Genomic DNA, 21,310 nt, shown 5'->3' with positions numbered 1-21,310 from the left:
TTTGATCAACCGTTTTAAAAGCAACCATCCTACAATTTATGGCCGCACAAATCTTTGATGAAACCGGATGGGCCACGCAACTCTTCACCTTTCAGGAAGAAAACCCGGAGTTTAATACCATCAGCGGAGAACACCTCAAGAACATGCTCTCAGACCTGTCGACGGCGGAGTTTGCCCTCGGTCTGTATTTTGATGGAATTGTTGACCGGGACTTGCAAACCGTTTACCAGTTGAAACCCCAAATCATTCTTCGTACCGATGAACCGCATCGATTTCTTACCGAATCACCCGCAGAACTGGCCTCGGTAGCCGCCCAGCAACTGCGTGACCGGCGATACGACCGCATGGTGCGCCGGTTTCCCGACCGCCCCCGCATCGTTGCAATAGGCGATTCGTGGTTTCAGCATCCGACCGAAACCGGGATTGCCGATCAGTTGTCAAAAGTCTATGCGGTTCGTTCTGTTCCGATACAGCACAATAACGCGGCTCAACAACCGTATTGGGAGGTCATTCAGGAAAGCCGGGCGGATTTTCTGCTCGTCAGCATGCGCTTGTTTAGTACCATCGACACAAGTAATTCATCCCAGACCGCAATGATGGGTTTACGGAGAAAATATCTAAATGCCAATCCGGACGGTTTTGAGCGGTATCTAAAAGATCCGGACGGCTTCGTAACTAACGAATTTTATCATACGCTCGACGTCGTTGCATCTGGCTGGAAAAATGCATTTATCGATATGCAGACGGCCAATCCATCGGTCCAAATTCTCATTCACGGCTACGATTATATTCCGTCCGGGTTTGAGTCCAAAAATTCTCTTTGGCGGTTCATCAAACAGGAAGTGCAGTCTTACAGCAGGCAGGAGCAGAAAAACCTTTTTCGCTTCGTCATCGATACATTTAACAAGCGTTTAAAATCCGAAGCCGCCCACTTCCCCAACGTCTCTTACATCGACCTTCGCAACACCGTTCATCCCGATCAGTGGCTGGACGAACTGCACCCCAACAGCGCCGGATTCGAGCAGATTGCCAACAAGTTTATCAACCACATCACTGAACTGGAGGCCCAAAAACCGGTCTGATTTCAGTCCGCATCCAGCAACGCCACCTTCCCATCCATCGTCGTCACCAGCACCCGGCGGTTTTTCAACGGCCAGACGCGGTTGAGCATGGCATTCGACAGTTTGTGCGACCAGAGCAGTTTACGGTTTTGGCGGTCGATGGTGTACAACGCACCTTCGTCGGTCGGTACGTAAATCATTCCATCGCGTTCAGTCAACGGCCCCGGACTGATTTCGTAGCCATACCGGCAATTGACAAACCATGCGCCCTGTCCATCCGCCGAATTGGTAGGAATGGCCCAGACGGAATCCTGCATGCACTTGACGTAAATCAGTGAACGGTCTTCGGAAACGCCCATCGACTCGAAGCCTTTGTGCTGGCTGGTTTTCCAGATTTCCTTGCCGGTTTCGGCGTCGATGGCCGTTACGGTGCGGTCGGGCGTCTGGATGAACAGGCGGTTTTTGATCAGAACCGGCACGCAGGCTGCGGGCGAGAAATTGCGCATTTTTCCGTTGGTCCACCGCCAGACCGAATCGCCGGTTTTCTTGTTAAGCGCGTATAGCGACGAGCCCCACGAGCCGAAATACACGCGCTTTTTGTCGACCACCGGCACCGATTCCACAAAGCCTTTGACGCCGGAAAATGTCCATTTTACGGTTCCGTTCGATAAGGACAACGCCCGAAATTTCCCTTCCGAACTCCCGATAAAAACCGTCTTGCCATCGATCACCGGCGACGCCACGATGGGTTGGCCGGTTTCCTGTTTCCAGAGCAGGGTGCCACTGCGTTTATCCAAACAATAAATCATTCCGTCAGTGGAAGCCACCACGACCCGGTTTTTGCGAACCGCCGGGGTTGAATACACTTTCCCGCTCGTGGCAAACCGCCAGCGCACTGCGCCGTCGGCCGTGGAGAGTGCCACGATCTGACCGCTGGTGTTGGGATAAATACAAAAACCGTCGCTTTCAACGATACCCGCGCCGATGTCGCTGCTGTCCTGTTTGGCCCAGAGCGGTTTCACGCTGGCGTATTGCTCGTTCATGCTATAGTCTGGACGCGGGTAGGCTTTGGCCGTTTGCTGGCTAAAATGATGGTTTTTCAGCACGATGGTTCGCCAGGCGGCTTTCGTACCCACACCGGGATTTCGTTCGGCAAACGTCATGGTGTCGTTTTGCATCGTGACGATGTTGTACCCACCGATTTGATCTTTCGCCCGTAGGTTAGAACGGCCCATTGTTCCCGGAATGCCTTCAAAATTGAGTTCGCGGTTGGCGTGGCCGTGGCCACAAAAAGCCGCCTGAATGTTGGTTTTCTTCAGTTCGTCAATCAGCAAATACCAGTTTTCCAGCGACTCATCGAGCGGATAGTGGTTCATGAAAATAACCGGCTGGTCGGAACCCTTCAGTTTCCCGACCTCGGACCGAAGCCACAGCACGTCTTCGCGGGCCACCAGCCCCGGTGACATCCGCATGTTGGGACCACTGCCACAGCCGATAAACCGGTATTTCCCGACATTGAACGCAAACCGCTCCGCTCCAAACACCTTCCGGAAGCTGTTGCAGCCGTTCTCCGACCATTTCGTGTCGTGATTGCCCGGAAAAATGTACCACTTCTTGTTCAGGCCATCCAGAATCTGTTTGGCAATCCGGAACTCTTCATCCGAGCCAAAATCAGTGACATCGCCGGTAAAAACCGCAAAATCGAGGTCGGGTTGGGCATTGATGTCGTTGACGGTTCGCTGCAAATCGTCGGCAGCGGTGGCGGGTGCGCCCACGTGGGTGTCGGTGACAAACGCAAACCGGATGGGTTGGGCAAGTGCCGGTTTTAACCCCAACAGGGAAACCAGCAGGAGGGCGAGATACTTCATACTGCAAATTACAACCGACAAAACCAGAAACAAGACGCGGGATGAAACCGATCGGCGGGAAGTTCAGTTATGGGAAATACCCGCCGATTGCTTATCTTTTGATTCTCAAACCGCTTTTTCATGGATTGCCTGACCGAACTGAAAAACAATCCGAAATTTACGGGTGTTCCGGAAGAACAGCTTCTCTGGCTGGTCGATCGTTCGGAATGCCGCGAGTATCCGGCTGATACCATGATTTATAAGCCCGGCGACCCGACCGATCATTTTTTGATTGTGCTGAAAGGTCATATCCGGTTTTATCTCATCCAGCAGGGGCAGCAGCAGGAATTGCGGGTGTCGGAAGATGGCTCGCTGGAGGGTGTTCTGCCGTTTTCGCGCATGGTGGAATCCGTGGCCTTCTGGCAAACCATTGGACCAACGGCGGTTTTGGCTCTGCACCGCGACCACTTCCGCGAAATGATCCAGACGCAGTTTGAACTGACCGAAACGCTGGTGCATGTCATGACCACCCGGGTGCGGGAAACGACACGGCAGTTGCAGCAGAACGATAAAATGATGGCGCTGGGCCGAATGTCGGCGGGGCTGGCCCACGAGCTGAACAACCCGGTTTCGGCCATTGTCCGGAGTTCCGACACGCTGAAATCGCATTTGCACAACACCCCGCAACGGTTCAAAGACGTGATGTCATTGCGGGTCACCGACGAGATGGTCGACCGGGTCAGTAATCTGCTGTTCCGCAAAACGAAGAGTCCGACTGAAGGAAAGCGGTTATCGCTGATGGAACGCAGCAGCCTGGAAGATGACCTGCTCGACTGGTTCGACGACAACGACGTGGCGGATGGCAGTGAACTGACCGAATCGCTGGTTGATTTTGGCTTCACGACCGACGATCTGGACACGCTGCTGGTGGACGTTGCACCCGATAACCGGGCCACGGTGCTGAACTGGCTGGTCAACAATCTGGTGACGGAGCGGCTGGTCACCGACATCGAGGAAGCGTCCAAACGCATTGCCGTTCTGGTGGATGCCATCAAGGCGTATACGCACATGGATCGCGGAACCGGTCGGGAATGCATTCACCTGCGCGAAGGCATCGACAGCACGCTCGTTTTGCTGAAACATAAATTGAAAGAAAAAAACATTCAGGTTGAGGTCAGCATCGCGGAGGATTTGCCGCAGATCGAAGCGTATCCCAGTGAACTGAATCAGGTCTGGACCAATTTGATCGACAACGCCATCGACGCCATGCCCAACGGCGGCCGGTTGCAGATTACCGGCGAAGTGGACCATGAATTTGAGCTGATTCGCGTGGTCGACGATGGCTCGGGGATTCCGGCCGAAAACCTGGATCATATTTTCGATCCGTTTTATACCACCAAAGCCATTGGGAAAGGAACCGGGCTGGGCCTCGACATCGTGCAGGGCATTGTCCGTCACCACAACGGCCGGATTTACGTCAACTCCAAACCGGGAAGAACCGAATTCAAAGTCTGTTTGCCCATCACACCCTAACGTATGAAACTCCCCATCATCCTTGCCGTTGACGACGATCAGGCGGTTTTGCAGGCCATCCAGCGGGATTTACGCCAGCAATACCGGAAAAATTACAAGATTCTGGCTACCACCTCTGCCAGCGAAGGGCTGGAGACGCTGGTTGAACTCAAAAAGAAAAACGAAGAAGTAGCCCTGTTTCTGTCCGATCAGCGGATGCCGGAAATGCTGGGTGTCGACTTTCTGCTCAAAGCCCGCAAGACGTTTCCCAACGCCAAAACCGTGTTGCTGACGGCCTATTCCGACATTGAAGCCGCCATTCGGGCCATCAACGACGTTCAACTGGATTACTACCTGAACAAACCCTGGGACCCGCCCACCGAGAAATTATATCCGATTCTGGACGAATTGCTGAGCGACTGGCAGTCGAATTACCGCCCGCCCTTCGAAGGGTTGAAGCTGATCGGGTATCAGTTTTCACCCCAAACGCACGAGTTGAAAGACTTTCTGGCGGGCAATCTGTTTCCCTACCAATGGCTTGATTATGAAACAAATCCGGAGGCCAAACGGCTGGCCGAGTTACACGACATTCAGCCGAAAGAGCTACCAGCGGTCTTGCTGGAAAACGGTGCGGTTTTGAAACAGCCGACAATGCTGGCCGTTGGTGAACAACTGGGGCTGAGTGCCAAAGCCACCCAATCGCTGTATGACCTGGCGATTATTGGCGCGGGGCCGGCCGGTTTGGCAGCCGCCGTTTACGCCGGATCGGAAGGCCTTCGGGCCATCTTGATCGACAAACGCGCGCCCGGCGGACAGGCCGGAACCAGTTCACGGATCGAGAATTACCTCGGTTTTCCGTCGGGGCTGAGCGGTTCCGAGCTGGCGCGAAGGGCCATTACACAGGCCACGCGTTTTGGCGTCGAGTTTCTGGCTCCGCATGAGGTGGTTGCCATCAAGCCGAAAGGTCAGTACAAACACATCGAACTCAGCGACGGAAGCGAGGTTGTGGCCCGGAGTATCGTCCTCAGTACGGGCGTTTCCTACCACAAACTGGAATGCCCCGGCCTGGATAAACTGACGGGCGCAGGGGTGTATTACGGTGCTGCCACCACGGAAGCCTATGCGTTCAAGGGAAAACCGGTTTACGTCGTGGGCGGGGGCAATTCGGCCGGACAGGGTGCCATGTACCTTTCCCGAATGGCTTCCGACGTCCACATCATCATCCGGCGTCCCGACCTGACGGCGACTATGTCGCAGTATCTGATCGACCAGATCGAAAAAACGCCGAACATACACGTCCATCCCTGCACCGCGATTGCCGAAGGGCTGGGTGAATCGCACCTGGAATGCCTGGTTCTGGAGGATATACAGACCCAGGAGCGAACGAAGGTTCCGGCCAGCGCCCTGTTCATTTTTATCGGGACCAAACCGTATACTGACTGGATTCAGATGAACATCATCAAGGATCCCAAAGGGTTCATTGAAACGGGCCGCGACCTGGCGCGGTACGACGATTACAAGGAATTCTGGAAGTTAGACCGTGATCCGTTCCTGCTCGAAACGTGCAGCGTAGGCATTTTTGCCGCGGGCGACGTACGCGCCGGAGCCATGAATCGCGTGGCGTCGGCAGTGGGCGAAGGCGCGATGGCGGTCAGTTTTGTTCATAAATACTTAGCCGAAACCTAGTTTCTTTGCCGGGACACTCCGGCAACTATTTTTTTTACCATGAGACAAAAAGCCTGCTCCCATCTCAGTGCTGTTGAATTCGTTACGCTGCCAGACCGGCCGGCGGTTTGCGTGGAATGTGTCAAAACCGGTGATCGGTGGGTGCATCTGCGAACCTGCCAGACCTGCGGCCAGACGCACTGCTGCGATTCGTCGCCCAACCAGCACGCGACCAAACATTTTTATGCCAGCAATCACCCCGTCATTGCCTCAGCCGAACCCGGCGAGTCTTGGCTGTGGTGCTTTGTCGATGAACAGATTATGCCCTATACCTTACCCGCGGCCTGAAGGCTGCGGATACGGTTATTTCGGAACCGGCAGGGTTACGTCAAGCGAGAGAGGCTGGCCGAACTGCGGCATTCCGTCGGACGTCCACGTAAATTTCTGCGCCCTCGGCGAGCGGTGTCCTCCGCAACCCTGCCCCGGTTCGGGATTGGCGTGATACAGAATCCAGTCTTCCGTGCCGTCGGGTGATTTGAAAAAGGAGTTATGCCCGGCGGCATTCGTTCCCGAAACGTTCACGGCTTTAAAAACCGGCTGATTCAGTTTGGTCCAGTTCCGGGTGTCCATTAGATCTTTATCACCGTCGATAGACAGCATGCCCAGAGCATAACTGTCGGTCCAGCAGCCGCTGGCCGAAAACACCACAAACAGACGGTTTCCGTGCGCCAGGGGTTGCGGCCCTTCGTTGACGAGCACCACCGGCTTGTCGTCCGGCCCCGGCCTGGGAATTTTGCCATCTACTTCCCAAGCGTAGGTCGGCGACGAAATGCGAACGCGCTGGCCCGTCGCCGTCCAGGGGTTTTCCATCTGGCACAGGTAAATGTCCTGCTCTCCGTTTTCGTCTCCTTCCCAGCCCGACCAGGTTAGATACAGTTTGCCTTTGTGCTCAAAAACCGACCCGTCAATCGCCCATTTGTCATCGGGCGTCTTAATCTGGCCTTTCATCGTCCAGGTGCCCAGCAAGGGGTCGGCCGATTCATTTTCCAGCACCCACAGGCGGTGGTTGCGGTTTTGACCGTCATCGGCGGCAAAAATCAGGTACCATTTCCCCCGGATAAAATGCAGTTCCGGGGCCCAGATTTCTTTGGAATACATCCCCGTTGCGGGGGGTGTCCAGACGATTTTTTTCTCGGCGGTTTTCAAATCCGCCAGCGAACGCGTTTTCCAGAGCGTCAGGTTGCGCCCGGTGGTGTGGGTGTAGTAATAAAAACCGTCTTTGTGAATGCTCCACGGGTCGGCCCCTGATGGTAACAACGGATTGGTCAGGGTTTGGCTAAAGCCAGTTGACGCCCAGAACAGGAATACGAAAAGAAATATTTTTTTCATCTATGCAAATGTCCAAAGGGGGCAAAATGGTAGCAGTCCGTTAACTTTTTCAGGGCGGTGGAATGGTTGTAGTCACAAAACTAACCCCGGAGGGGTAGAATGTTAATAGTTACGCTAATGGGGAAGAAATTTAAGCTCCGGCGGAGCTTGGAAAAATACGGAGCGCTGTTTCCTATTAACATTCTACCCCTCCGGGGTTAATACGTACAATTAATATTCTTTCCAAGAATGCTTCAATACCCTTTCGACAATTCAATCTGGTTCTCCAGCGGTTTTCCGGCCAGAAACCGGTTCAGATTCTGAAAAAACAGGTCGACTTTCCCTTTGTCCTCCGTGGCCTGCCCTCCGCCCGTGTGCTGCGTCAGAATCACGTTGGGCATTTCCCACAGCGGGTTGTCGAGCGGAAGCGGCTCTATTTCGGTGACATCCAGCACCGCCCCGGCTAATTGTCCACTTTGCAGGGCTTCGATCAGCGCCTTTTCGTCGGTCGTGCTACCCCGGCCAATGTTGGCGTAAACGCTGCCGGTTTTCATAGCCGCGATCAGTTCCGCCGAGAAAAATCCTTTGGCCGTTCCGGGTAAACAATTGACCACCAGATCGGTTTCGGGCAGGGCGGCTTTCAGTTCTTCGGGCGTGTGCAGTTCGGCTTCCGGATTGGTTCGGGCCAGAAATTTGACTTCACACTGAAAACCGGTCAGCATTTGCCGGACGGCCTGCCCAATCGTTCCCGATCCCAGGATGACTACTTTCTTGTTTTTGAGTAGCCCCAGTTTAAACCGCAGCGGTACACCCACCCATTTCTTCTGCGTTTGCAACACGGCCAGCCCGTGAATATCCCGGTAAAAGGCAATGATCCCGGCCACAATCGTTTCGGCGCAGGGCCAGGCAAAATAATCGCCCATATTCGTCACTGGCGCATTGAGCTGAATATTTTTATAACCGTCGAACCCCGCTGAATCTAACTGCCACCATTTCAGGTTGGTAGCGCCCGAAAACCAGGCCGGGGGCGGGTTTCCCAGCACCAGGTCGGCGCGCTGAAAAGCTGTGGGCTGTTCGCTTTCGGGAAGGTCTTTTTTGAAGATTACTTTATAGTTATCAGGCAGTTGCGCACGAAAATACGCTTTATCGGACTCGTTCAAGGGGGTGTTTACAAAAACAATCATGCCAGCGGTGTTAGGTGTATGCTGGTAAAAGTAATCAATCCCCCTTTTTTACTTCGACAAAACTACCTTCTGGTGCCGAACGGGTTGCCCCTCGCGCATCAATCGGATCAGATAAACGCCAATCGGCAGGGTTCCCAAATCCAAGGTAGCCTCGGTATGTGCCTGCACCGCCTGCCGGGACGTTACAGGTTGGCCGAGCAAATTCATCACCTGAACGACGCCGTTGTTGGGCGACTTAACCCGCAAAAACCGGTCGGTCGGACTCGGATACACCCACGGCAGCTTTGCTTCTTCCTCTTCAATACCCGTAATGATCACTTTCTCCGACGTGTTGCGCAGATACCGAACCCCACCGGTGCTGGTTCCGGCCAGCACATCCGCCAAACCGTCATCATTCAGATCGGCCGCCGTCAGAACCAGATTGGCGCCGGGCGTGGCCTTGTCCGTGGTCTGGGTGATTTCGTTGATCACCAAAGTCGAATCGAGCAACAGCATTTTGTCGGTGGGTTCTTCCGGCAGTTGGTAGAGCCGCAAAATACCGTCGCGGGTGCCGGTCAGCAGTTCGGGGCGCTGATCACCGTTGAGGTCTACGACGAGAATAGAAGGGCTGGTCGCGCCAGGCACCACGTTGATCTGGCCGTAATTCTGCTGCTGTAGTTCGTATTTGGGAGCCGTTGTCGTGCCGGTATTGCGGTGATACTCAATGGTTCCGTTCTGTTTTCCGATCAGCAGGTCGGTTTTTCCATCCCGATCCACGTCATACCAGGTTGGCAGGTCGATCACGCCCAGTCGGTCGGGCGTCGGGATTTGTTGCACTTTGGTCGGGTCGAGCTGAAAAGCCGCACCCCGTCCGGCCTGATTCAGAATGTACCGGATTTCCGGCGCGCGGTTGATGGAATTTCCGGTAAAAATCAGGTCGAAGCTGTTGTTGCCGTCAAGGTCGGCCACGGCCACTTTCAGGTCCGTCAACAGAAATTGCTCCGAGAGTTTCAGGTAATCCGACGTTCGCAGTTCAAAAACCGGCTTACTTTTGGTGCCGGTATTTTCGAAATGGGCGATGCTGGCACGGTAACCTGTGGCAGCCCGAACACCCGCATTGCCCACCAGCAAGTCCATATCGCCATCGCCATCGAGATCGGCCAGAACCGGGGTTGCCCCTTCGCCCAGATCAATCATGTCTTCCTGCAAAAAGCTCTTGCTGACGTACTGAAAATTGGGCAGTTTATCCGTTCCGGCATTTTTATAAAACCAGTTGGACGCCCGGTAATCGATCAGGTTGCCTTCGTTCCCGTACGTATTGGGCGACGCGACAAGGTCTTTAACCCCGTCAAAATCAAGATCTTCGGCATAGAGAGCCGGAAAAATATCGAAAGAAATTGGGGTAACCACCGGAAAGCGGCTGATCGACGTGATGAAACGGGCCGAAGCGCCATTGCCGCCGACGTTGGTCAGCAGCGAAACGTTGGGACAGGTGACGTGGGCCGTCAGCAAATCTTTGTTGCCATCGCCGTCGAGGTCGATGATGAGCATGGAATTTCCGTTGTGCTTCACCCGCGCGCCCGAATTGTCGCCCCCGGTTTCGTTGCCGACGTAGACACAATCCAGTCCAAAAATAAACTCGTCGCAATGATCGTCGCTTTTAAAATTACCCCAGCAAAACCCGATTCGCTTGAAATCCAGGCCATTCGGGTCGTTTTTCCGCTCGACGCTCATGTTCTGGTACAGATTCGCCGTTCCCCCGTTGATGTCGTACGTCAGGATGTCGATGTCACCGTCGTTGTCGACATCCAGGATCGCCGGGATGTCGACCGAGTTGATGTATAAATTCAGCGTCCCGGAAAGTCCTTCGTGATAAACCGGGTCGGCGATGGTTTTCCACGACAATTTACCGTTTGCCGAGGTGTTTTGCAGAATCCGAAGCCCGCCGTTGGTATGCGTAAAAAGGTCTTTTTTGCCGTCGTGATCGTAGTCGGCCAACAGCATCCACGTCCCGAAGGTAATGGCCGGAAACTGTTCCTCATACTGCGGGGCATACCGCCAGACATAGCTTGCATCGGCCTGCTTTTCAGCCACAAAGGTCATAATCCGGCTGGTCTGCCGGTCGTACACCACCAGGTCTTCAACGGTATCGGTGTTGAGGTGGAGGGTGGAATATTGCGCCCCGTTGATGCCGCCCGCCCACGGATTAGCCAGGTTCCGCCCCACAATTTTGACCGTGGCCCCGGCCTCGTAGCGGAAGGAAAAAGAACCGCCGGTTTGAGCCCGGGCGATTTGAAGAATCAGAAAACAAAGTACGGTAAACAGCTTTTTCATGTAACTTTGGCTCATTAACCGCGTGAAAGCGGCCGACTAGGAGGTCGTGCGGTTAACTGATAACGAACAGACTCATAACGTTGGTTTACTTCTTTCCGGAAAATGGTAATATCCATTCCTGAATTGTACGATCGCTTCCGCGAATGCGCGGGCGTATCGACTGATACCCGTAAAATTACAGAAGGTTGTCTGTATGTCGCGCTCAAAGGCGAGAAGTTCGACGGAAATTTATTCGCGAATGACGCACTGGAAAAAGGCGCGCGCTACGCCCTGGTCGATACACCGGAACTGGCGACCGACAGCCGGTATTTGCTGGTTGACGACAGCCTGACGGCGTTGCAGGAACTGGCCCGTTACCACCGGAATACGCTGACCATTCCCGTTATCGGCCTGACCGGTTCGAACGGAAAAACAACCACCAAAGAACTGATTGCCAGCGTTGTGTCCCGAAAATATCGAACGTATGCCACGCAGGGAAATCTCAACAACCACATTGGCGTGCCGCTCACGTTGCTGGCCATCGATGTAAGTTACGAGATGGCGGTGGTGGAAATGGGGGCCAATCACCAGGGTGAAATCCGGCTTCTCTGCTCCATTGCCCAACCGACGCACGGATTGATTACCAACGTCGGCAAAGCGCATCTGGAAGGGTTCGGGGGTGTTGAGGGGGTGCGCAAAGGCAAAGGCGAGCTGTTCGATTTTCTGGCCAAAACGGGTGGTACGGTTTTTATCAACGCCCACAGCCCGGTTTTGATGGAAATGGCAGCCGAACGGCTGTTCCGCGAGGCTGTTTTTTATCAGCTCACCGATCAGTACGAAATCCTCAGTGACAATCCGGTGGTTTACAAAGACGAAGTCGGTCACGTCATCACCACGCACCTGCCGGGTCGGTACAACTTTGACAACATGGCGGCTGCGCTCTGCATCGGCAAGTTTTTTGGTGTTCCGGCGGAGGAAGCGAACGAAGCGGTGGCGGGGTACAATCCGACCAACAACCGGTCGCAGTTCATTCGGAAAGGCAGCAACACCATTTTGATGGATGCCTACAATGCCAATCCGAGTTCGATGGCTGCGGCCATTCAGCATTTCATGAAGCAGGATGCAGCTCATAAAGTCGTAATTTTGGGCGACATGTACGAGCTAGGCGCCGAAAGCCCCGCCGAACACGCGGCTTTGGGCGAGTTGATTGCCCGGGGGAAATTCGACACCGTGATTCTGGCCGGGCAGGACATGCGGTATGCGCTGGGTGCGTTGCCGAAAGCGTATTATTTCCCCGACAAATTTTCGTTACACAACTGGATCATGGACAATCCGTTTCAGGACACGGCCATCCTGATCAAAGGGTCGCGCGGCATGGGGCTGGAGTCGGTTGTGCAGTTTTTGTGATCAACTAATACGTCAGGAAGATATGCTACAGGTAAGTAAAAAAACGGTTGGTCAATGGCTCTTACTGAGTCTGTTGGCTGAACAACGGGAGCTTCTGGAACGCACCCGACAACTTGAAATGAAGTACAGCCTCGGCTTCGTCGATTTCGAGAAAAAGCTTCATCAGCAAGAACATGAAGTTTTTGGCCAGTGGGACGATTTCATCGAATGGCAATCGCTTAATACGGCATTGGCGGAACTTCGTACCAAAATTGATGATGTAGAAAATGGAGCTATTCGAGTGGTTGACTGACACCCGTGTTGTACGTCATTATCAAGTGCTTGCTTTTCGACAAACCGAATTGAGCATTTACTACAAGCTTGAAATACACATAACGGACGATACTCTTTTGTATGTTAGTGAATATTTAGATAAGCATACCCGTACCTACTCCTTTCATTGGCAGACTAGTGATGGAACCTTGATCCGGCGATGGGATAACGCCCCTCATTTTAAACAGCTTGCCAGTTACCCGCATCATGTCCATATTGGACCATCGAATACCGTTATTGAAAGTCACGATATCGGCATAGCTGAGGTCGTTCAGTTTATTTTATCAACCGTCCTAAACGATCCTTTATGAAAAAATACCCACTCCTAGTTCTGTTAACCGTTGTTATTCACTATGTTTCATTCGCTCAGGAAGCCGTTCCTTTTGAAAATGAGATCAAGGCTTTTGAGGAACAGGACCGTAGCGCGTCGCCACCCCAGAATGTGATTCTGTTTACCGGCAGCTCGTCCATCAAGCTCTGGCAAACCCTACAGGCCGATTTTCCGGATAAAAAAGTGCTCAACCGCGGTTTTGGCGGATCCAAATTGCCCGATGTCATTTACTTCGCCGACCGTGTGACGGTTCCCTACAAACCCAAACAGATTGTGATTTATGCCGGAGAAAACGACGTCGCCAGCGGCACCGTGACGGCGCAGGAAGTGCGCGACCGGTTTGTTACGCTGTTCACGAAAATCCGGAAATCGCTGCCCAAAACGCCCATCGTTTTCATTTCGATGAAGCCCAGTCCCTCGCGCCGGAAGTTTTTGCCGATCACGATGGAAGCCAACGACCTCATTAAGAACTACATTGCCAAACAAAAACAGGCGCAATACCTGGACATTTACACGCCCATGCTCGATGCCAACGGCCAGATTCGGGGCGAACTGTTCCGGGCCGACAGCCTGCACATGAGTCCGAAGGGCTACGAAATCTGGACGGCCAAACTGAAACCGCTCCTGAAGTAAGAATGATTAAAACCAAACGCATTGACCAGTACCGCATTGATTAACACCGCATCCCTGGAAGAAATTTTTGAAGCGTTCAATTCGCTCCGCGTCCTGATCGTCGGCGACGTGATGCTCGACTCCTACGTCTGGGGGCGCGTGGATCGGATTTCGCCGGAAGCGCCCGTGCCGGTTGTAACCGTTCAACGGCGGGAATTACGGCTGGGCGGGGCCGGTAATGTGATTCTGAACGTCCAGGCGCTGGGTGCCGAACCCATCATTTGCTCCGTGATTGGAACCGACGAACCGGGCGACCGGCTGATCGGGCAACTCCAGGAAAGCGGCTTAAACTGCGACGGACTGATTCGGAGCGACGCACGCATTACCACCATCAAGGAGCGGATCATGGCCGGTTCGCAGCAGGTCGTTCGGGTGGATACGGAAACCGACCGATACATCTCCGAACCGGAACGGAATCTTCTGATTGCGAAAGCAAAAGAATTGATTCCAACCTGTCAGGTGGTTATTTTTCAGGATTATGACAAGGGTGTTCTGAGCCCGGAAGCTATTGCCGAGATTACGGATTTTGCCAATGAGCGGGGCGTTCCGACGGTGGTAGACCCCAAGAAACGGAATTTTCTGGCCTACCACCACACCACGCTTTTCAAGCCCAACCTGAAAGAGTTAAAGGAAGGATTGAAAATCGACTTCGATGTAACGAAAACCACTGAATTTCAGGCAGCTATCGACCAGTTGAAAGCCCGGATGAACCTAAAAGGTGCTTTGATTACGCTGTCGGAGCGGGGCGTTTTCATCGATTTTCAGGGGGAAATTCACCGGTTTCCGGCCCACATCCGCCAGATTTCGGATGTTTCGGGCGCGGGTGACACGGTTATTAGCGTGGCGGCCTGTTGCGTGGCCCTCGAATTGCCGCCCCGTTTCATCGCCGGTCTGTCGAACCTGGCCGGGGGGCTGGTCTGCGAATCGCTGGGCGTCGTTCCCATTGACAAACAACGGCTGAAAACGGAAGCCATTAAGGAAGCACTTTTGTAAACCGATGGAAGTTCAAAAAGAAAATTTCACCATTTCGACCGATCCGGCGCGGCTCCAATTTGAGGTCATTTACGATTTTTTGACCAACCGCTCCTACTGGGCCACCGGCATCAGCCGTGAAACGCTGCAAAAGCAACTGGAGCACACGACCTTGCATTTCGGCCTCTATGAGGGTGAAAACCAGATTGGTTATGCGCAGGTACTAACCAATTTTACGTCCTTTGCCTACCTCGGCAACGTTTTCGTGCTGGAAGACTACCGTGGGCAAGGGCTGTCGAAGTGGCTCATGGCGACCGTTCTGGCCCATCCCGACTTGCAGGTCATCCGGCGCTGGCTCCTGGCCACCCGCGACGCCCACGGTTTATACCGGCAATTCGGTTTCACGGAACTCACCAAACCGGAAACCATGATGGAGAAATTCGATGATTCGGCCATTCGGCGCTGAAAACGACTGGTTTACTCCGCCTGCCTTCTGATTTCGTTGATATAATCGTCGGTGTAGTCTTTTCCCCGGTTGTTGTGGTATCGCCAGACCACTTTGTAATTAAAAAATACCGCGACTGGCTGAATCGTCTTCTCTCTGGCTCCCTGTTCCAGGAATTGAATCGCTTCCTCCGACGTATCAAACTGCTGGATTTCCGCTTCGGAATGCCGGGTAAATACGGCGTCGGCTTTCTTCTTCTCGCTCATGCGGTGAATTCCTTTACGGTTTCGATAAAAAACTTGACTTTCTGCGGATCGGTATCGGGATAGACCCCGTGACCCAGATTGGCAATGTAGCGCTGTGTCCCGAACGTCTGCAGCATCTTCGTCACTTCCGCTTTGATCTGACCATAATCGGCGTACAAAACACAGGGATCAAGATTGCCTTGCAGGGTTTTGTCCGGAATCAACTGCCGCGATTCGGCCGCATCCATGTTCCAGTCCAGCCCTACCACCGAACAGCTCAACTGCCCGATTTCCTGGCGGGCGAAAAACGCGCCTTTCGCAAAAACCGTTACCGGAACGCCGGTGGTTTCGGCCAGGGCGTCGCAAATCTGTTTGATGTAAGGCAGTGAAAACGTTCGGTATTGATCGGGCGACAAAATACCGGCCCAGGAATCGAAGATTTGCACCAGATCGGCACCCGCCCGGATTTGGGCTTTCAGATAGTCAATGGTGCTATCCGTAATTTTTTGCAGCAAGGCGTGTGAAAAGGCGGGGTCGGTATACAGCAATTTCTTCGCCACCGAGAAGGTTTTGGAGCCTTTGCCTTCGGTCATGTAGCAAAATATCGTGAACGGTGCCCCCGCAAAACCGATCAGCGGAACCCGGCCATTGAGTTCTTTTTTAACAATTTTGATGGCATCCAGCACATAGGCCAGATCGCTTTCGGCATTAGCAACCTTGATCCGATCCAGTTCCTGCCGGTTTCGAACGGTCTGCGGAAAAACCGGCCCCCGTTGCTCGGCCATTTCGTATGGCAGCCCCATTGCTTCCGGGACTACGAGAATATCCGAAAAGATAATAGCAGCATCAACACCCAGAATATCAACGGGTTGAATAGTAACTTCGGCGGCTAATTCCGGCGTTGTCGCCAGTTTGATGAAGCTCCCGGCTTTCTCCCGAACAGCGCGGTATTCGGGCAGAATCCGGCCCGCTTGCCGCATCAGCCAGATGGGAACACGTTCTACGTTTTCGCCACGGGCGGCTCGTAGGAACAGATCATTTTGTAAAATCATGGTGCAAAGATAGTCGGGTTAACAAGTTATTTCGCAGAGTTGAGCGGAGTTTAAAAGAGTTAAGCAGAGAAATAAACTTCGCTTAACTCTTTTAAACTCCGCTCAACTCTGCGAAACAACTACTCCAAAACCGATCTTATTTTATCAAACAAACGTTTGGTAAAAACACATCCATCCTTTACCTTTACGCCATGCCGGTTCAGAAAGTCACGCGGGAGGAAATTTTGCAGAAAGCCATGCTGGTTTTCAAACGGCAGGGCTACCACCGAACCACGATGGAGGATCTGGCGCAAGCCTGCGGTTTGTTAAAAGGTAGTTTTTACCACTACTTTCGCAGCAAGGAAATCCTGATGAACGAGGTGCTGCTGTATTTCAATGCGGTTAACGAAAAGCAGCTTTTTTCAATTGCTTACGATGAAGATAAGCCTCCGAAACAGCGGCTGGAGCAACTGCTCGATGCCCTGTTCAACGGCATTATGCGGTCGGAAGGGGGTTGTCTGATGGGTAATACGGCATTGGAAACGGCTTTAGTTACCGAAGCGTTTACCGAACCGTTGCGCGTTCATTTTAACAATGCGCTGGCGGCTCTCGCACACCTTTACCGGACAAACCATCCACCGGAAAAAGCGCAGGAACTGGCCGAACAGGCTACTGCCGAAATCCAGGGTTCTCTGGTCTTGGTAAAAGTATTTGGGAACGAACAAGTACTGACCGACTGCCGGAATCGCGCCGTCGAACGTCTGTAATTTTACTTTATACATTGATTGTCAGGCGGTTTTAAAAACTTATTATCTATTAAAAGACCGGGTGAATGAATCCGGATGATCAAATGAAAAGAGTCGTCGTAACGGGATTAGGGGCTTTGACGCCCATTGGAAATACCGTAGAAGAATATTGGAACGGGCTGGTTCAGGGGCGCAGTGGGGCGGCTTTGATCACCAAATTCGATGCCACGCTGTTTAAAACCAAGTTTGCCTGCGAGGTAAAAGGCTTCGATCCACTCCAGTTTCTGGATAAAAAAGAAGCCCGCAAAATGGACGAGTACAGTCAGTATGCATTGGTGGTGGCCGACGAAGCCGTCCGGGATGCGCATCTGATTGAGGACAAAGTCGACCAAAACCGCGTGGGTGTGATCTGGGCGTCGGGCATTGGCGGGATGTACAGCTTCCAGGAGGAGGTCATTGCCTACGGCGCCAGTGGCCGGAATCCGCGCTTTAATCCGTTTTTTATTACCAAAATGATCGCCAACATGGCGTCGGGCCTGATTTCGATCCGGTACGGTTTTCGGGGCGTCAACTTTGCGCCGGTTTCAGCCTGTGCCTCCGCGACGCACGCCCTGATCGATGCCTTCAACTACATCCGGTTGGGCAAAGCCGAAGTAATCATCGCCGGTGGTTCAGAAGCCGTCGTCACGGAAGTCGCTGTCGGGGGGTTCAATGCCATGAAAGCGCTGTCGGAACGTAACGACGACCCGGCTACGGCGTCGCGTCCGTTCGATGCCAACCGCGACGGTTTTGTACTGGGCGAAGGGGCAGCCGCCATTGTTCTGGAGGAATATGAACACGCCAAAGCACGGGGTGCTAAAATCTACGCCGAACTGGTGGGCACCGGTGCCACCGCCGACGCTTACCACATGACGGCTACCCACCCCGAAGGACTAGGGGCTACGCTGGCGATGAATGAAGCCCTGCGGGAAGCCAACCTAAAACCGGAAGACGTTGATTATCTAAACGTTCACGCCACCTCAACGCCGGTCGGTGACCTCAGCGAAGCCCAGGCGATTCAGAAGGTATTTGGGCAGAATCCGGCACGACTCCACCTGAGCGCCACCAAATCGATGACGGGACACCTGCTCGGAGCCGCCGGAGCCATCGAAGCCGTTGCCGGTATTCTGGCGATCCGGCACAACACGATTCCCCCCACGATCAACTTGCAGGAGCGTGACGAACGCATCAGTTCAGACCTGAATCTGACCCCTAACGTGGCCGTTCAAACACCGGTGAATGTGGTCATGAGCAACACCTTCGGCTTTGGTGGACACAACGCGATTGTGGCATTTCAGCGGGTGTAAGGTCCTCAAAACAATAGAATCATCACAAAACCTGTAAGGTCCTTGAGACCTTGCAGGTTTCTGAAGCTTCTTATATCTCCTAATATTTCCTAATTTCACCCAAATTAGGAAATATTAGGAGATGCCAGCCATCGAAAAAGACCTCAAAAAAGAAATTCTGAAACTGCCGCCGGGCGAGAAGGACAAGTTGTTGCTGCGGCTGATTGCCAAAGACAAGGACCTGGTCGAACGGTTGCATTTTGTGCTGATCGAGGGCGAAACCACAACCGAGGAACGGCGGCACAACCTGAAAGAGAAAATTGCCGAAACCGCCCACGGCCACTACACGCACCCCGATGGCTGGATGCTGAAAGCCCTGCGGTCGCTCACGTCGGCCATTGCCCACCACGTCAAAATTACGAAGGACAAGTACGGCGAAGTCGAACTGAACATCTACATCCTGACGGCTTTTTTCAACGTTCAGCCGAGCCTTTTTGCGCATCTGAACCACCACAACCAGAACTCGTGCGCCTTTGTGGCTAAAAAGGCGGAGACGATTTTGAAAAAGCTTCAGAAAATCGATCCTGATTATTACATCGAATTTGAAACCGATGTCAACCAGGCCCTCGATTTTATTCATACCCACGGGCCCGGGCTGTATGCGCGGCAACTCGGCATTCCGAAACAGTGGAAATCGTAAGGTTGGATTTTAGAAATTCACAGTAAAAATCGGGCGGTTTTGACGTCTGATAACCAACAGAATGATGACACCAGCCAGAATGGCTGGAATACTCAGAATCTGGCCCATATTAAGCACCATAGAATTCTCAAAATCTTCCTGACTGGTTTTCAAAAATTCGACCAGAAACCGGAAGCTAAAGAGCAGGATCAGAAAGATTCCGCTTATAAAACCGTTGGCCAATGCGTGTCGCTTGCGCTTCCATAAAGAAAACGTCAACGCGAGCAGGAACAGGCAAAAAAGTGACTCGTAGAGTTGCGTGGGATGCCGGGGTACCAGCGGCAGCAAGGCCGGGTCGGTTTCCCGAACAAACACAAAACCCCAGGGCAGCGTGGTCGGTTTTCCATAAATCTCGGAGTTCAACAAATTCCCCAGCCGAATCAGAACTCCGCCCAAACTGACGGCAATCACCAACCGATCGAAGACCCATAGGAAAGGTTGATCGCTTCGCTTTCGGCTGTAGAGATACAATGCAGCGGGAATAGCGATTGTCGCTCCGTGGCTCGCCAATCCCTCGAACGGCAAACTCAGCATGGATTTTAGCCACCAGCCGGGCTGAGCAACGAGTAATTTCCACTCGTAGAACAGATAATGACCCAATCGCGCACCAATCACCGTGGCCAGCACGACATACAAAATCAAGATTTCCAGGTCTGCAACCGGTTTCTGGTCCCGTTTATAGATGTAACTCATCACCATCTGACCACCTAAAAAACTGGCAGCAAACAACAAACCGTACCAGGCAACCGGCCATTCGACCCCAAAAATGTCCAGGGTATAAATTCGGGGATCAAAGTCCCAGGTGATAAACACCAATGCGTGAGAAAGCATAAGAATCAGGAGATTAGCAGCCCGTGGTGATGCCCAGTAAAAAGAGGCTGACACAAAAGTTGAGGGCCACGTGTTGATACGGTTTATACCAAGGATAGACGACGGTTTTTGAATGAATCAGGCGCAGCAGTTCATCCTCGCTCCACTGAGATTGTTTTCCCACCTGATCTTTGTAGGCATTCCAGATCGGTTTCAAGTCGTCGGTATTCATAGCGGTTCTTTTTTTAATAGCTGACCCAACCGGGCTTTAATCCGATTGATTTTTGTACTGACATTCGTTCGACTCATCGCCAGAATCGTTGCCATTTCATCGTAACTGTGTTCGTCCAGGTAGAGCATGATTATGGCTTTATCGACGTCTGACAACTGACTAATGGCCTGATACAATGCCTGCGTTAATTCATGGTCAACTTCCAACGACGGAAGTTGAAATTCCCGCTCCGAAAAAGGCACATTCTCAGGCCGTGCTTTTTCCTTCCGGATGCGGGCAAAAACCGTGTTGAGTGCTACGCGGTAAATCCAGGTGGAGACTTTAGACTGGTGATTAAATGATGGATAGGACTTCCAAAGTTGCAGAACGATTTCCTGAAAAAGATCCTTTCGGTCTTCCGGCAACCGATAGTACAGGCTGCAAAGGCTGTGGATCAGCTTCTGGTGCTGTGCAATGAGCTGCACAAATTCCTGTTGTACGGATGCTTTGGCCACAGACGGAGTCAACGAATGGATTCAGGGGTATTAGTTGCCGGAAGTCGGAAAAAGTCACACGCAGCCTGATTTTTTTATTTGAATCCTTCCAGACCCGACAATATTTTCGAAATATCCTCTTCTTCCGCACTGATTTCCAGTCGTTTGTGGGGATTGGTAAAACCGGAAATAATTTCAACCGAAGATTTAGAGATTCCGAACTGACGCGCCAGAAACTCTACCAGATACGCATTGGCCTTGCCGTCCTGCGCCGGAGCCTTGATTTTGGCGTTTAATTGCCCGGCCGCATCGAAAAAGAGTTTATCGATTTTGCTGCCGGGTTTCACTTTCAGATGCAGCACCATCGTTTACATGTTGATTAGGTAATTCATCGTCATCGCACCGCCGATTTTCCCCGAAAACCCCGCGGGTTAACACCCACTCCTACAAAATTCGTCATCCCTACGGGATTCTGCACATCCAATTCCTCCGCATTGGGCGGGTTAACACCCACCCCTACAAAATTAGTCATCCCTACGGGATTTTCGCATCCCATTCCTTCGTATTCGGCGGGTTAACACCCACCGCTACAAAATTGGTCATCCCTACGGGATTTTCGAATACAAAAATCCCGTAGGGAT

Annotated in this window: 23 protein-coding genes; 13 read left to right on the top strand and 10 right to left on the bottom strand. The window is 52.7% G+C overall.

What is annotated here, in order from left to right; all coding sequences use genetic code 11:
- Window positions 1-38 precede the first annotated feature (38 nt).
- Window positions 39-1,082: a hypothetical protein gene (locus ACO064_RS21765; RefSeq protein ID WP_421829330.1), complete on the top strand. Its 1,044-nt coding sequence runs from the start codon at window positions 39-41 to the stop codon at window positions 1,080-1,082.
- 2 nt (window positions 1,083-1,084) lie between these two features.
- Here the strand turns inward: ACO064_RS21765 and ACO064_RS21760 are convergent, their stop codons facing one another.
- Window positions 1,085-2,929, bottom strand: coding sequence for a PQQ-binding-like beta-propeller repeat protein (locus ACO064_RS21760; protein ID WP_421829329.1), 1,845 nt, complete (start codon window positions 2,927-2,929; stop codon window positions 1,085-1,087).
- Window positions 2,930-3,049: 120 nt separating this feature from the next.
- Between ACO064_RS21760 and ACO064_RS21755 the strand changes: the two genes are divergently transcribed.
- The 3 genes from ACO064_RS21755 to ACO064_RS21745 are packed head-to-tail and all read left to right on the top strand — an operon-like array spanning window position 3,050 to window position 6,433.
- Window positions 3,050-4,441 carry a sensor histidine kinase gene (locus ACO064_RS21755; RefSeq protein WP_421829328.1) on the top strand — a complete coding sequence of 464 codons (1,392 nt, stop codon included), beginning with the start codon at window positions 3,050-3,052 and terminating at the stop codon, window positions 4,439-4,441.
- A 3-nt stretch (window positions 4,442-4,444) separates the two neighbouring features.
- Window positions 4,445-6,106 carry an FAD-dependent oxidoreductase gene (locus tag ACO064_RS21750; protein ID WP_421829327.1) on the top strand — a complete coding sequence of 554 codons (1,662 nt, stop codon included), beginning with the start codon at window positions 4,445-4,447 and terminating at the stop codon, window positions 6,104-6,106.
- A gap of 39 nt (window positions 6,107-6,145) precedes the next feature.
- Window positions 6,146-6,433, top strand: a complete 288-nt coding sequence (locus ACO064_RS21745) for a UBP-type zinc finger domain-containing protein (protein ID WP_421829326.1) — start codon at window positions 6,146-6,148, stop codon at window positions 6,431-6,433.
- A 15-nt stretch (window positions 6,434-6,448) separates the two neighbouring features.
- Here ACO064_RS21745 and ACO064_RS21740 read toward each other — a convergent pair whose 3' ends face one another.
- The 3 genes from ACO064_RS21740 to ACO064_RS21730 all read right to left on the bottom strand — a co-directional run bounded on the left by ACO064_RS21740 (window position 6,449) and on the right by ACO064_RS21730 (window position 10,950).
- On the bottom strand, window positions 6,449-7,474 hold the full coding sequence (locus ACO064_RS21740) for a family 43 glycosylhydrolase (RefSeq protein ID WP_421829325.1): 1,026 nt from the start codon (window positions 7,472-7,474) through the stop codon (window positions 6,449-6,451).
- A 233-nt stretch (window positions 7,475-7,707) separates the two neighbouring features.
- Window positions 7,708-8,637: a D-2-hydroxyacid dehydrogenase gene (locus ACO064_RS21735; RefSeq protein ID WP_421829324.1), complete on the bottom strand. Its 930-nt coding sequence runs from the start codon at window positions 8,635-8,637 to the stop codon at window positions 7,708-7,710.
- Window positions 8,638-8,685: 48 nt separating this feature from the next.
- Window positions 8,686-10,950, bottom strand: coding sequence for an FG-GAP-like repeat-containing protein (locus ACO064_RS21730; protein WP_421829323.1), 2,265 nt, complete (start codon window positions 10,948-10,950; stop codon window positions 8,686-8,688).
- A gap of 102 nt (window positions 10,951-11,052) precedes the next feature.
- On the opposite strand from ACO064_RS21730, the gene ACO064_RS21725 reads away from it, so the two are divergent.
- From ACO064_RS21725 to ACO064_RS21700, 6 genes are read left to right on the top strand one after another with little or no spacing between them, the layout of a single operon-like run.
- Entirely contained in the window at window positions 11,053-12,336 is a 1,284-nt protein-coding gene (locus ACO064_RS21725; protein WP_421829322.1) for a UDP-N-acetylmuramoyl-tripeptide--D-alanyl-D-alanine ligase, read from the top strand.
- Window positions 12,337-12,358: 22 nt separating this feature from the next.
- Window positions 12,359-12,628, top strand: coding sequence for a hypothetical protein (locus ACO064_RS21720; protein ID WP_421829321.1), 270 nt, complete (start codon window positions 12,359-12,361; stop codon window positions 12,626-12,628).
- A complete protein-coding gene (locus ACO064_RS21715; RefSeq protein ID WP_421829320.1) occupies window positions 12,603-12,959 on the top strand; it encodes a toxin-antitoxin system TumE family protein in 357 nt (118 codons plus the stop codon). Before ACO064_RS21720 ends, ACO064_RS21715 begins: the two co-directional genes overlap by 26 nt.
- On the top strand, window positions 12,956-13,612 hold the full coding sequence (locus tag ACO064_RS21710; RefSeq protein ID WP_421829319.1) for an SGNH/GDSL hydrolase family protein: 657 nt from the start codon (window positions 12,956-12,958) through the stop codon (window positions 13,610-13,612). The genes ACO064_RS21715 and ACO064_RS21710 overlap by 4 nt, the downstream gene beginning before the upstream one ends.
- Before the next feature lie 21 nt (window positions 13,613-13,633).
- Entirely contained in the window at window positions 13,634-14,644 is a 1,011-nt protein-coding gene (locus ACO064_RS21705) for a bifunctional heptose 7-phosphate kinase/heptose 1-phosphate adenyltransferase (protein ID WP_421829318.1), read from the top strand.
- Between the two features lie 4 nt (window positions 14,645-14,648).
- Complete coding sequence (locus ACO064_RS21700) at window positions 14,649-15,089, top strand: GNAT family N-acetyltransferase (protein WP_421829317.1); 441 nt, start codon at window positions 14,649-14,651, stop codon at window positions 15,087-15,089.
- A gap of 11 nt (window positions 15,090-15,100) precedes the next feature.
- Here the strand turns inward: ACO064_RS21700 and ACO064_RS21695 are convergent, their stop codons facing one another.
- Together ACO064_RS21695 and hemE are read right to left on the bottom strand one after the other, a co-directional pair.
- The gene (locus tag ACO064_RS21695) at window positions 15,101-15,334 is read right to left on the bottom strand and encodes a hypothetical protein (protein ID WP_421829316.1); all 234 of its coding nucleotides are present in this window, start codon (window positions 15,332-15,334) and stop codon (window positions 15,101-15,103) included.
- Complete coding sequence (gene hemE, locus ACO064_RS21690; RefSeq protein ID WP_421829315.1) at window positions 15,331-16,365, bottom strand: uroporphyrinogen decarboxylase; 1,035 nt, start codon at window positions 16,363-16,365, stop codon at window positions 15,331-15,333. Before hemE ends, ACO064_RS21695 begins: the two co-directional genes overlap by 4 nt.
- Window positions 16,366-16,556: 191 nt before the next feature.
- Here hemE and ACO064_RS21685 point away from each other — a divergent pair, with 191 nt between their 5' ends.
- The 3 genes from ACO064_RS21685 to ACO064_RS21675 all read left to right on the top strand — a co-directional run bounded on the left by ACO064_RS21685 (window position 16,557) and on the right by ACO064_RS21675 (window position 19,115).
- Window positions 16,557-17,111, top strand: coding sequence for a TetR/AcrR family transcriptional regulator (locus ACO064_RS21685; protein ID WP_421829314.1), 555 nt, complete (start codon window positions 16,557-16,559; stop codon window positions 17,109-17,111).
- An 83-nt stretch (window positions 17,112-17,194) separates the two neighbouring features.
- Window positions 17,195-18,436 carry a beta-ketoacyl-ACP synthase II gene (fabF, locus tag ACO064_RS21680; RefSeq protein ID WP_421829313.1) on the top strand — a complete coding sequence of 414 codons (1,242 nt, stop codon included), beginning with the start codon at window positions 17,195-17,197 and terminating at the stop codon, window positions 18,434-18,436.
- Between the two features lie 121 nt (window positions 18,437-18,557).
- Window positions 18,558-19,115, top strand: a complete 558-nt coding sequence (locus ACO064_RS21675) for a hypothetical protein (RefSeq protein ID WP_421829312.1) — start codon at window positions 18,558-18,560, stop codon at window positions 19,113-19,115.
- A gap of 9 nt (window positions 19,116-19,124) precedes the next feature.
- Here the strand turns inward: ACO064_RS21675 and lgt are convergent, their stop codons facing one another.
- The 4 genes from lgt to ACO064_RS21655 all read right to left on the bottom strand — a co-directional run bounded on the left by lgt (window position 19,125) and on the right by ACO064_RS21655 (window position 21,034).
- Window positions 19,125-19,985: a prolipoprotein diacylglyceryl transferase gene (gene lgt / locus ACO064_RS21670; protein ID WP_421829311.1), complete on the bottom strand. Its 861-nt coding sequence runs from the start codon at window positions 19,983-19,985 to the stop codon at window positions 19,125-19,127.
- A gap of 13 nt (window positions 19,986-19,998) precedes the next feature.
- A complete protein-coding gene (locus tag ACO064_RS21665) occupies window positions 19,999-20,196 on the bottom strand; it encodes a hypothetical protein (protein ID WP_421829310.1) in 198 nt (65 codons plus the stop codon).
- Window positions 20,193-20,702, bottom strand: coding sequence for an RNA polymerase sigma factor (locus tag ACO064_RS21660; RefSeq protein WP_421829309.1), 510 nt, complete (start codon window positions 20,700-20,702; stop codon window positions 20,193-20,195). The genes ACO064_RS21665 and ACO064_RS21660 overlap by 4 nt, the downstream gene beginning before the upstream one ends.
- A gap of 62 nt (window positions 20,703-20,764) precedes the next feature.
- Window positions 20,765-21,034: a DUF167 domain-containing protein gene (locus ACO064_RS21655; RefSeq protein WP_421829307.1), complete on the bottom strand. Its 270-nt coding sequence runs from the start codon at window positions 21,032-21,034 to the stop codon at window positions 20,765-20,767.
- Window positions 21,035-21,310: the final 276 nt, after the last annotated feature.

Source organism: Larkinella sp., from assembly GCF_965227735.1.
GTDB lineage: Bacteria > Bacteroidota > Bacteroidia > Cytophagales > Spirosomataceae > Larkinella.
The sequence above is the reverse complement of the archived record's forward strand: the minus strand, read 5'-3'. Positions and strand labels throughout refer to the sequence as shown.

Bases quoted from the DNA above. Each gene is read 5' to 3' on its own strand.
- ACO064_RS21750 (WP_421829327.1), top strand. From the start codon at position 4,445: ATGAAACTCCCCATCATCCTTGCCGTTGACGACGATCAGGCGGTTTTG.
- ACO064_RS21755 (WP_421829328.1), top strand. From the start codon at position 3,050: ATGGATTGCCTGACCGAACTGAAAAACAATCCGAAATTTACGGGTGTT.
- lgt (WP_421829311.1), bottom strand. From the start codon at position 19,985: ATGCTTTCTCACGCATTGGTGTTTATCACCTGGGACTTTGATCCCCGA.
- ACO064_RS21725 (WP_421829322.1), top strand. From the start codon at position 11,053: ATGGTAATATCCATTCCTGAATTGTACGATCGCTTCCGCGAATGCGCG.
- ACO064_RS21675 (WP_421829312.1), top strand. From the start codon at position 18,558: ATGCCAGCCATCGAAAAAGACCTCAAAAAAGAAATTCTGAAACTGCCG.
- ACO064_RS21720 (WP_421829321.1), top strand. From the start codon at position 12,359: ATGCTACAGGTAAGTAAAAAAACGGTTGGTCAATGGCTCTTACTGAGT.
- ACO064_RS21765 (WP_421829330.1), top strand. From the start codon at position 39: ATGGCCGCACAAATCTTTGATGAAACCGGATGGGCCACGCAACTCTTC.
- ACO064_RS21695 (WP_421829316.1), bottom strand. From the start codon at position 15,334: ATGAGCGAGAAGAAGAAAGCCGACGCCGTATTTACCCGGCATTCCGAA.
- ACO064_RS21730 (WP_421829323.1), bottom strand. From the start codon at position 10,950: ATGAAAAAGCTGTTTACCGTACTTTGTTTTCTGATTCTTCAAATCGCC.
- ACO064_RS21745 (WP_421829326.1), top strand. From the start codon at position 6,146: ATGAGACAAAAAGCCTGCTCCCATCTCAGTGCTGTTGAATTCGTTACG.
- ACO064_RS21700 (WP_421829317.1), top strand. From the start codon at position 14,649: ATGGAAGTTCAAAAAGAAAATTTCACCATTTCGACCGATCCGGCGCGG.
- ACO064_RS21760 (WP_421829329.1), bottom strand. From the start codon at position 2,929: ATGAAGTATCTCGCCCTCCTGCTGGTTTCCCTGTTGGGGTTAAAACCG.
- ACO064_RS21740 (WP_421829325.1), bottom strand. From the start codon at position 7,474: ATGAAAAAAATATTTCTTTTCGTATTCCTGTTCTGGGCGTCAACTGGC.
- ACO064_RS21735 (WP_421829324.1), bottom strand. From the start codon at position 8,637: ATGATTGTTTTTGTAAACACCCCCTTGAACGAGTCCGATAAAGCGTAT.
- ACO064_RS21655 (WP_421829307.1), bottom strand. From the start codon at position 21,034: ATGGTGCTGCATCTGAAAGTGAAACCCGGCAGCAAAATCGATAAACTC.
- hemE (WP_421829315.1), bottom strand. From the start codon at position 16,365: ATGATTTTACAAAATGATCTGTTCCTACGAGCCGCCCGTGGCGAAAAC.
- ACO064_RS21665 (WP_421829310.1), bottom strand. From the start codon at position 20,196: ATGAATACCGACGACTTGAAACCGATCTGGAATGCCTACAAAGATCAG.
- ACO064_RS21715 (WP_421829320.1), top strand. From the start codon at position 12,603: ATGGAGCTATTCGAGTGGTTGACTGACACCCGTGTTGTACGTCATTAT.
- fabF (WP_421829313.1), top strand. From the start codon at position 17,195: ATGAAAAGAGTCGTCGTAACGGGATTAGGGGCTTTGACGCCCATTGGA.
- ACO064_RS21710 (WP_421829319.1), top strand. From the start codon at position 12,956: ATGAAAAAATACCCACTCCTAGTTCTGTTAACCGTTGTTATTCACTAT.
- ACO064_RS21685 (WP_421829314.1), top strand. From the start codon at position 16,557: ATGCCGGTTCAGAAAGTCACGCGGGAGGAAATTTTGCAGAAAGCCATG.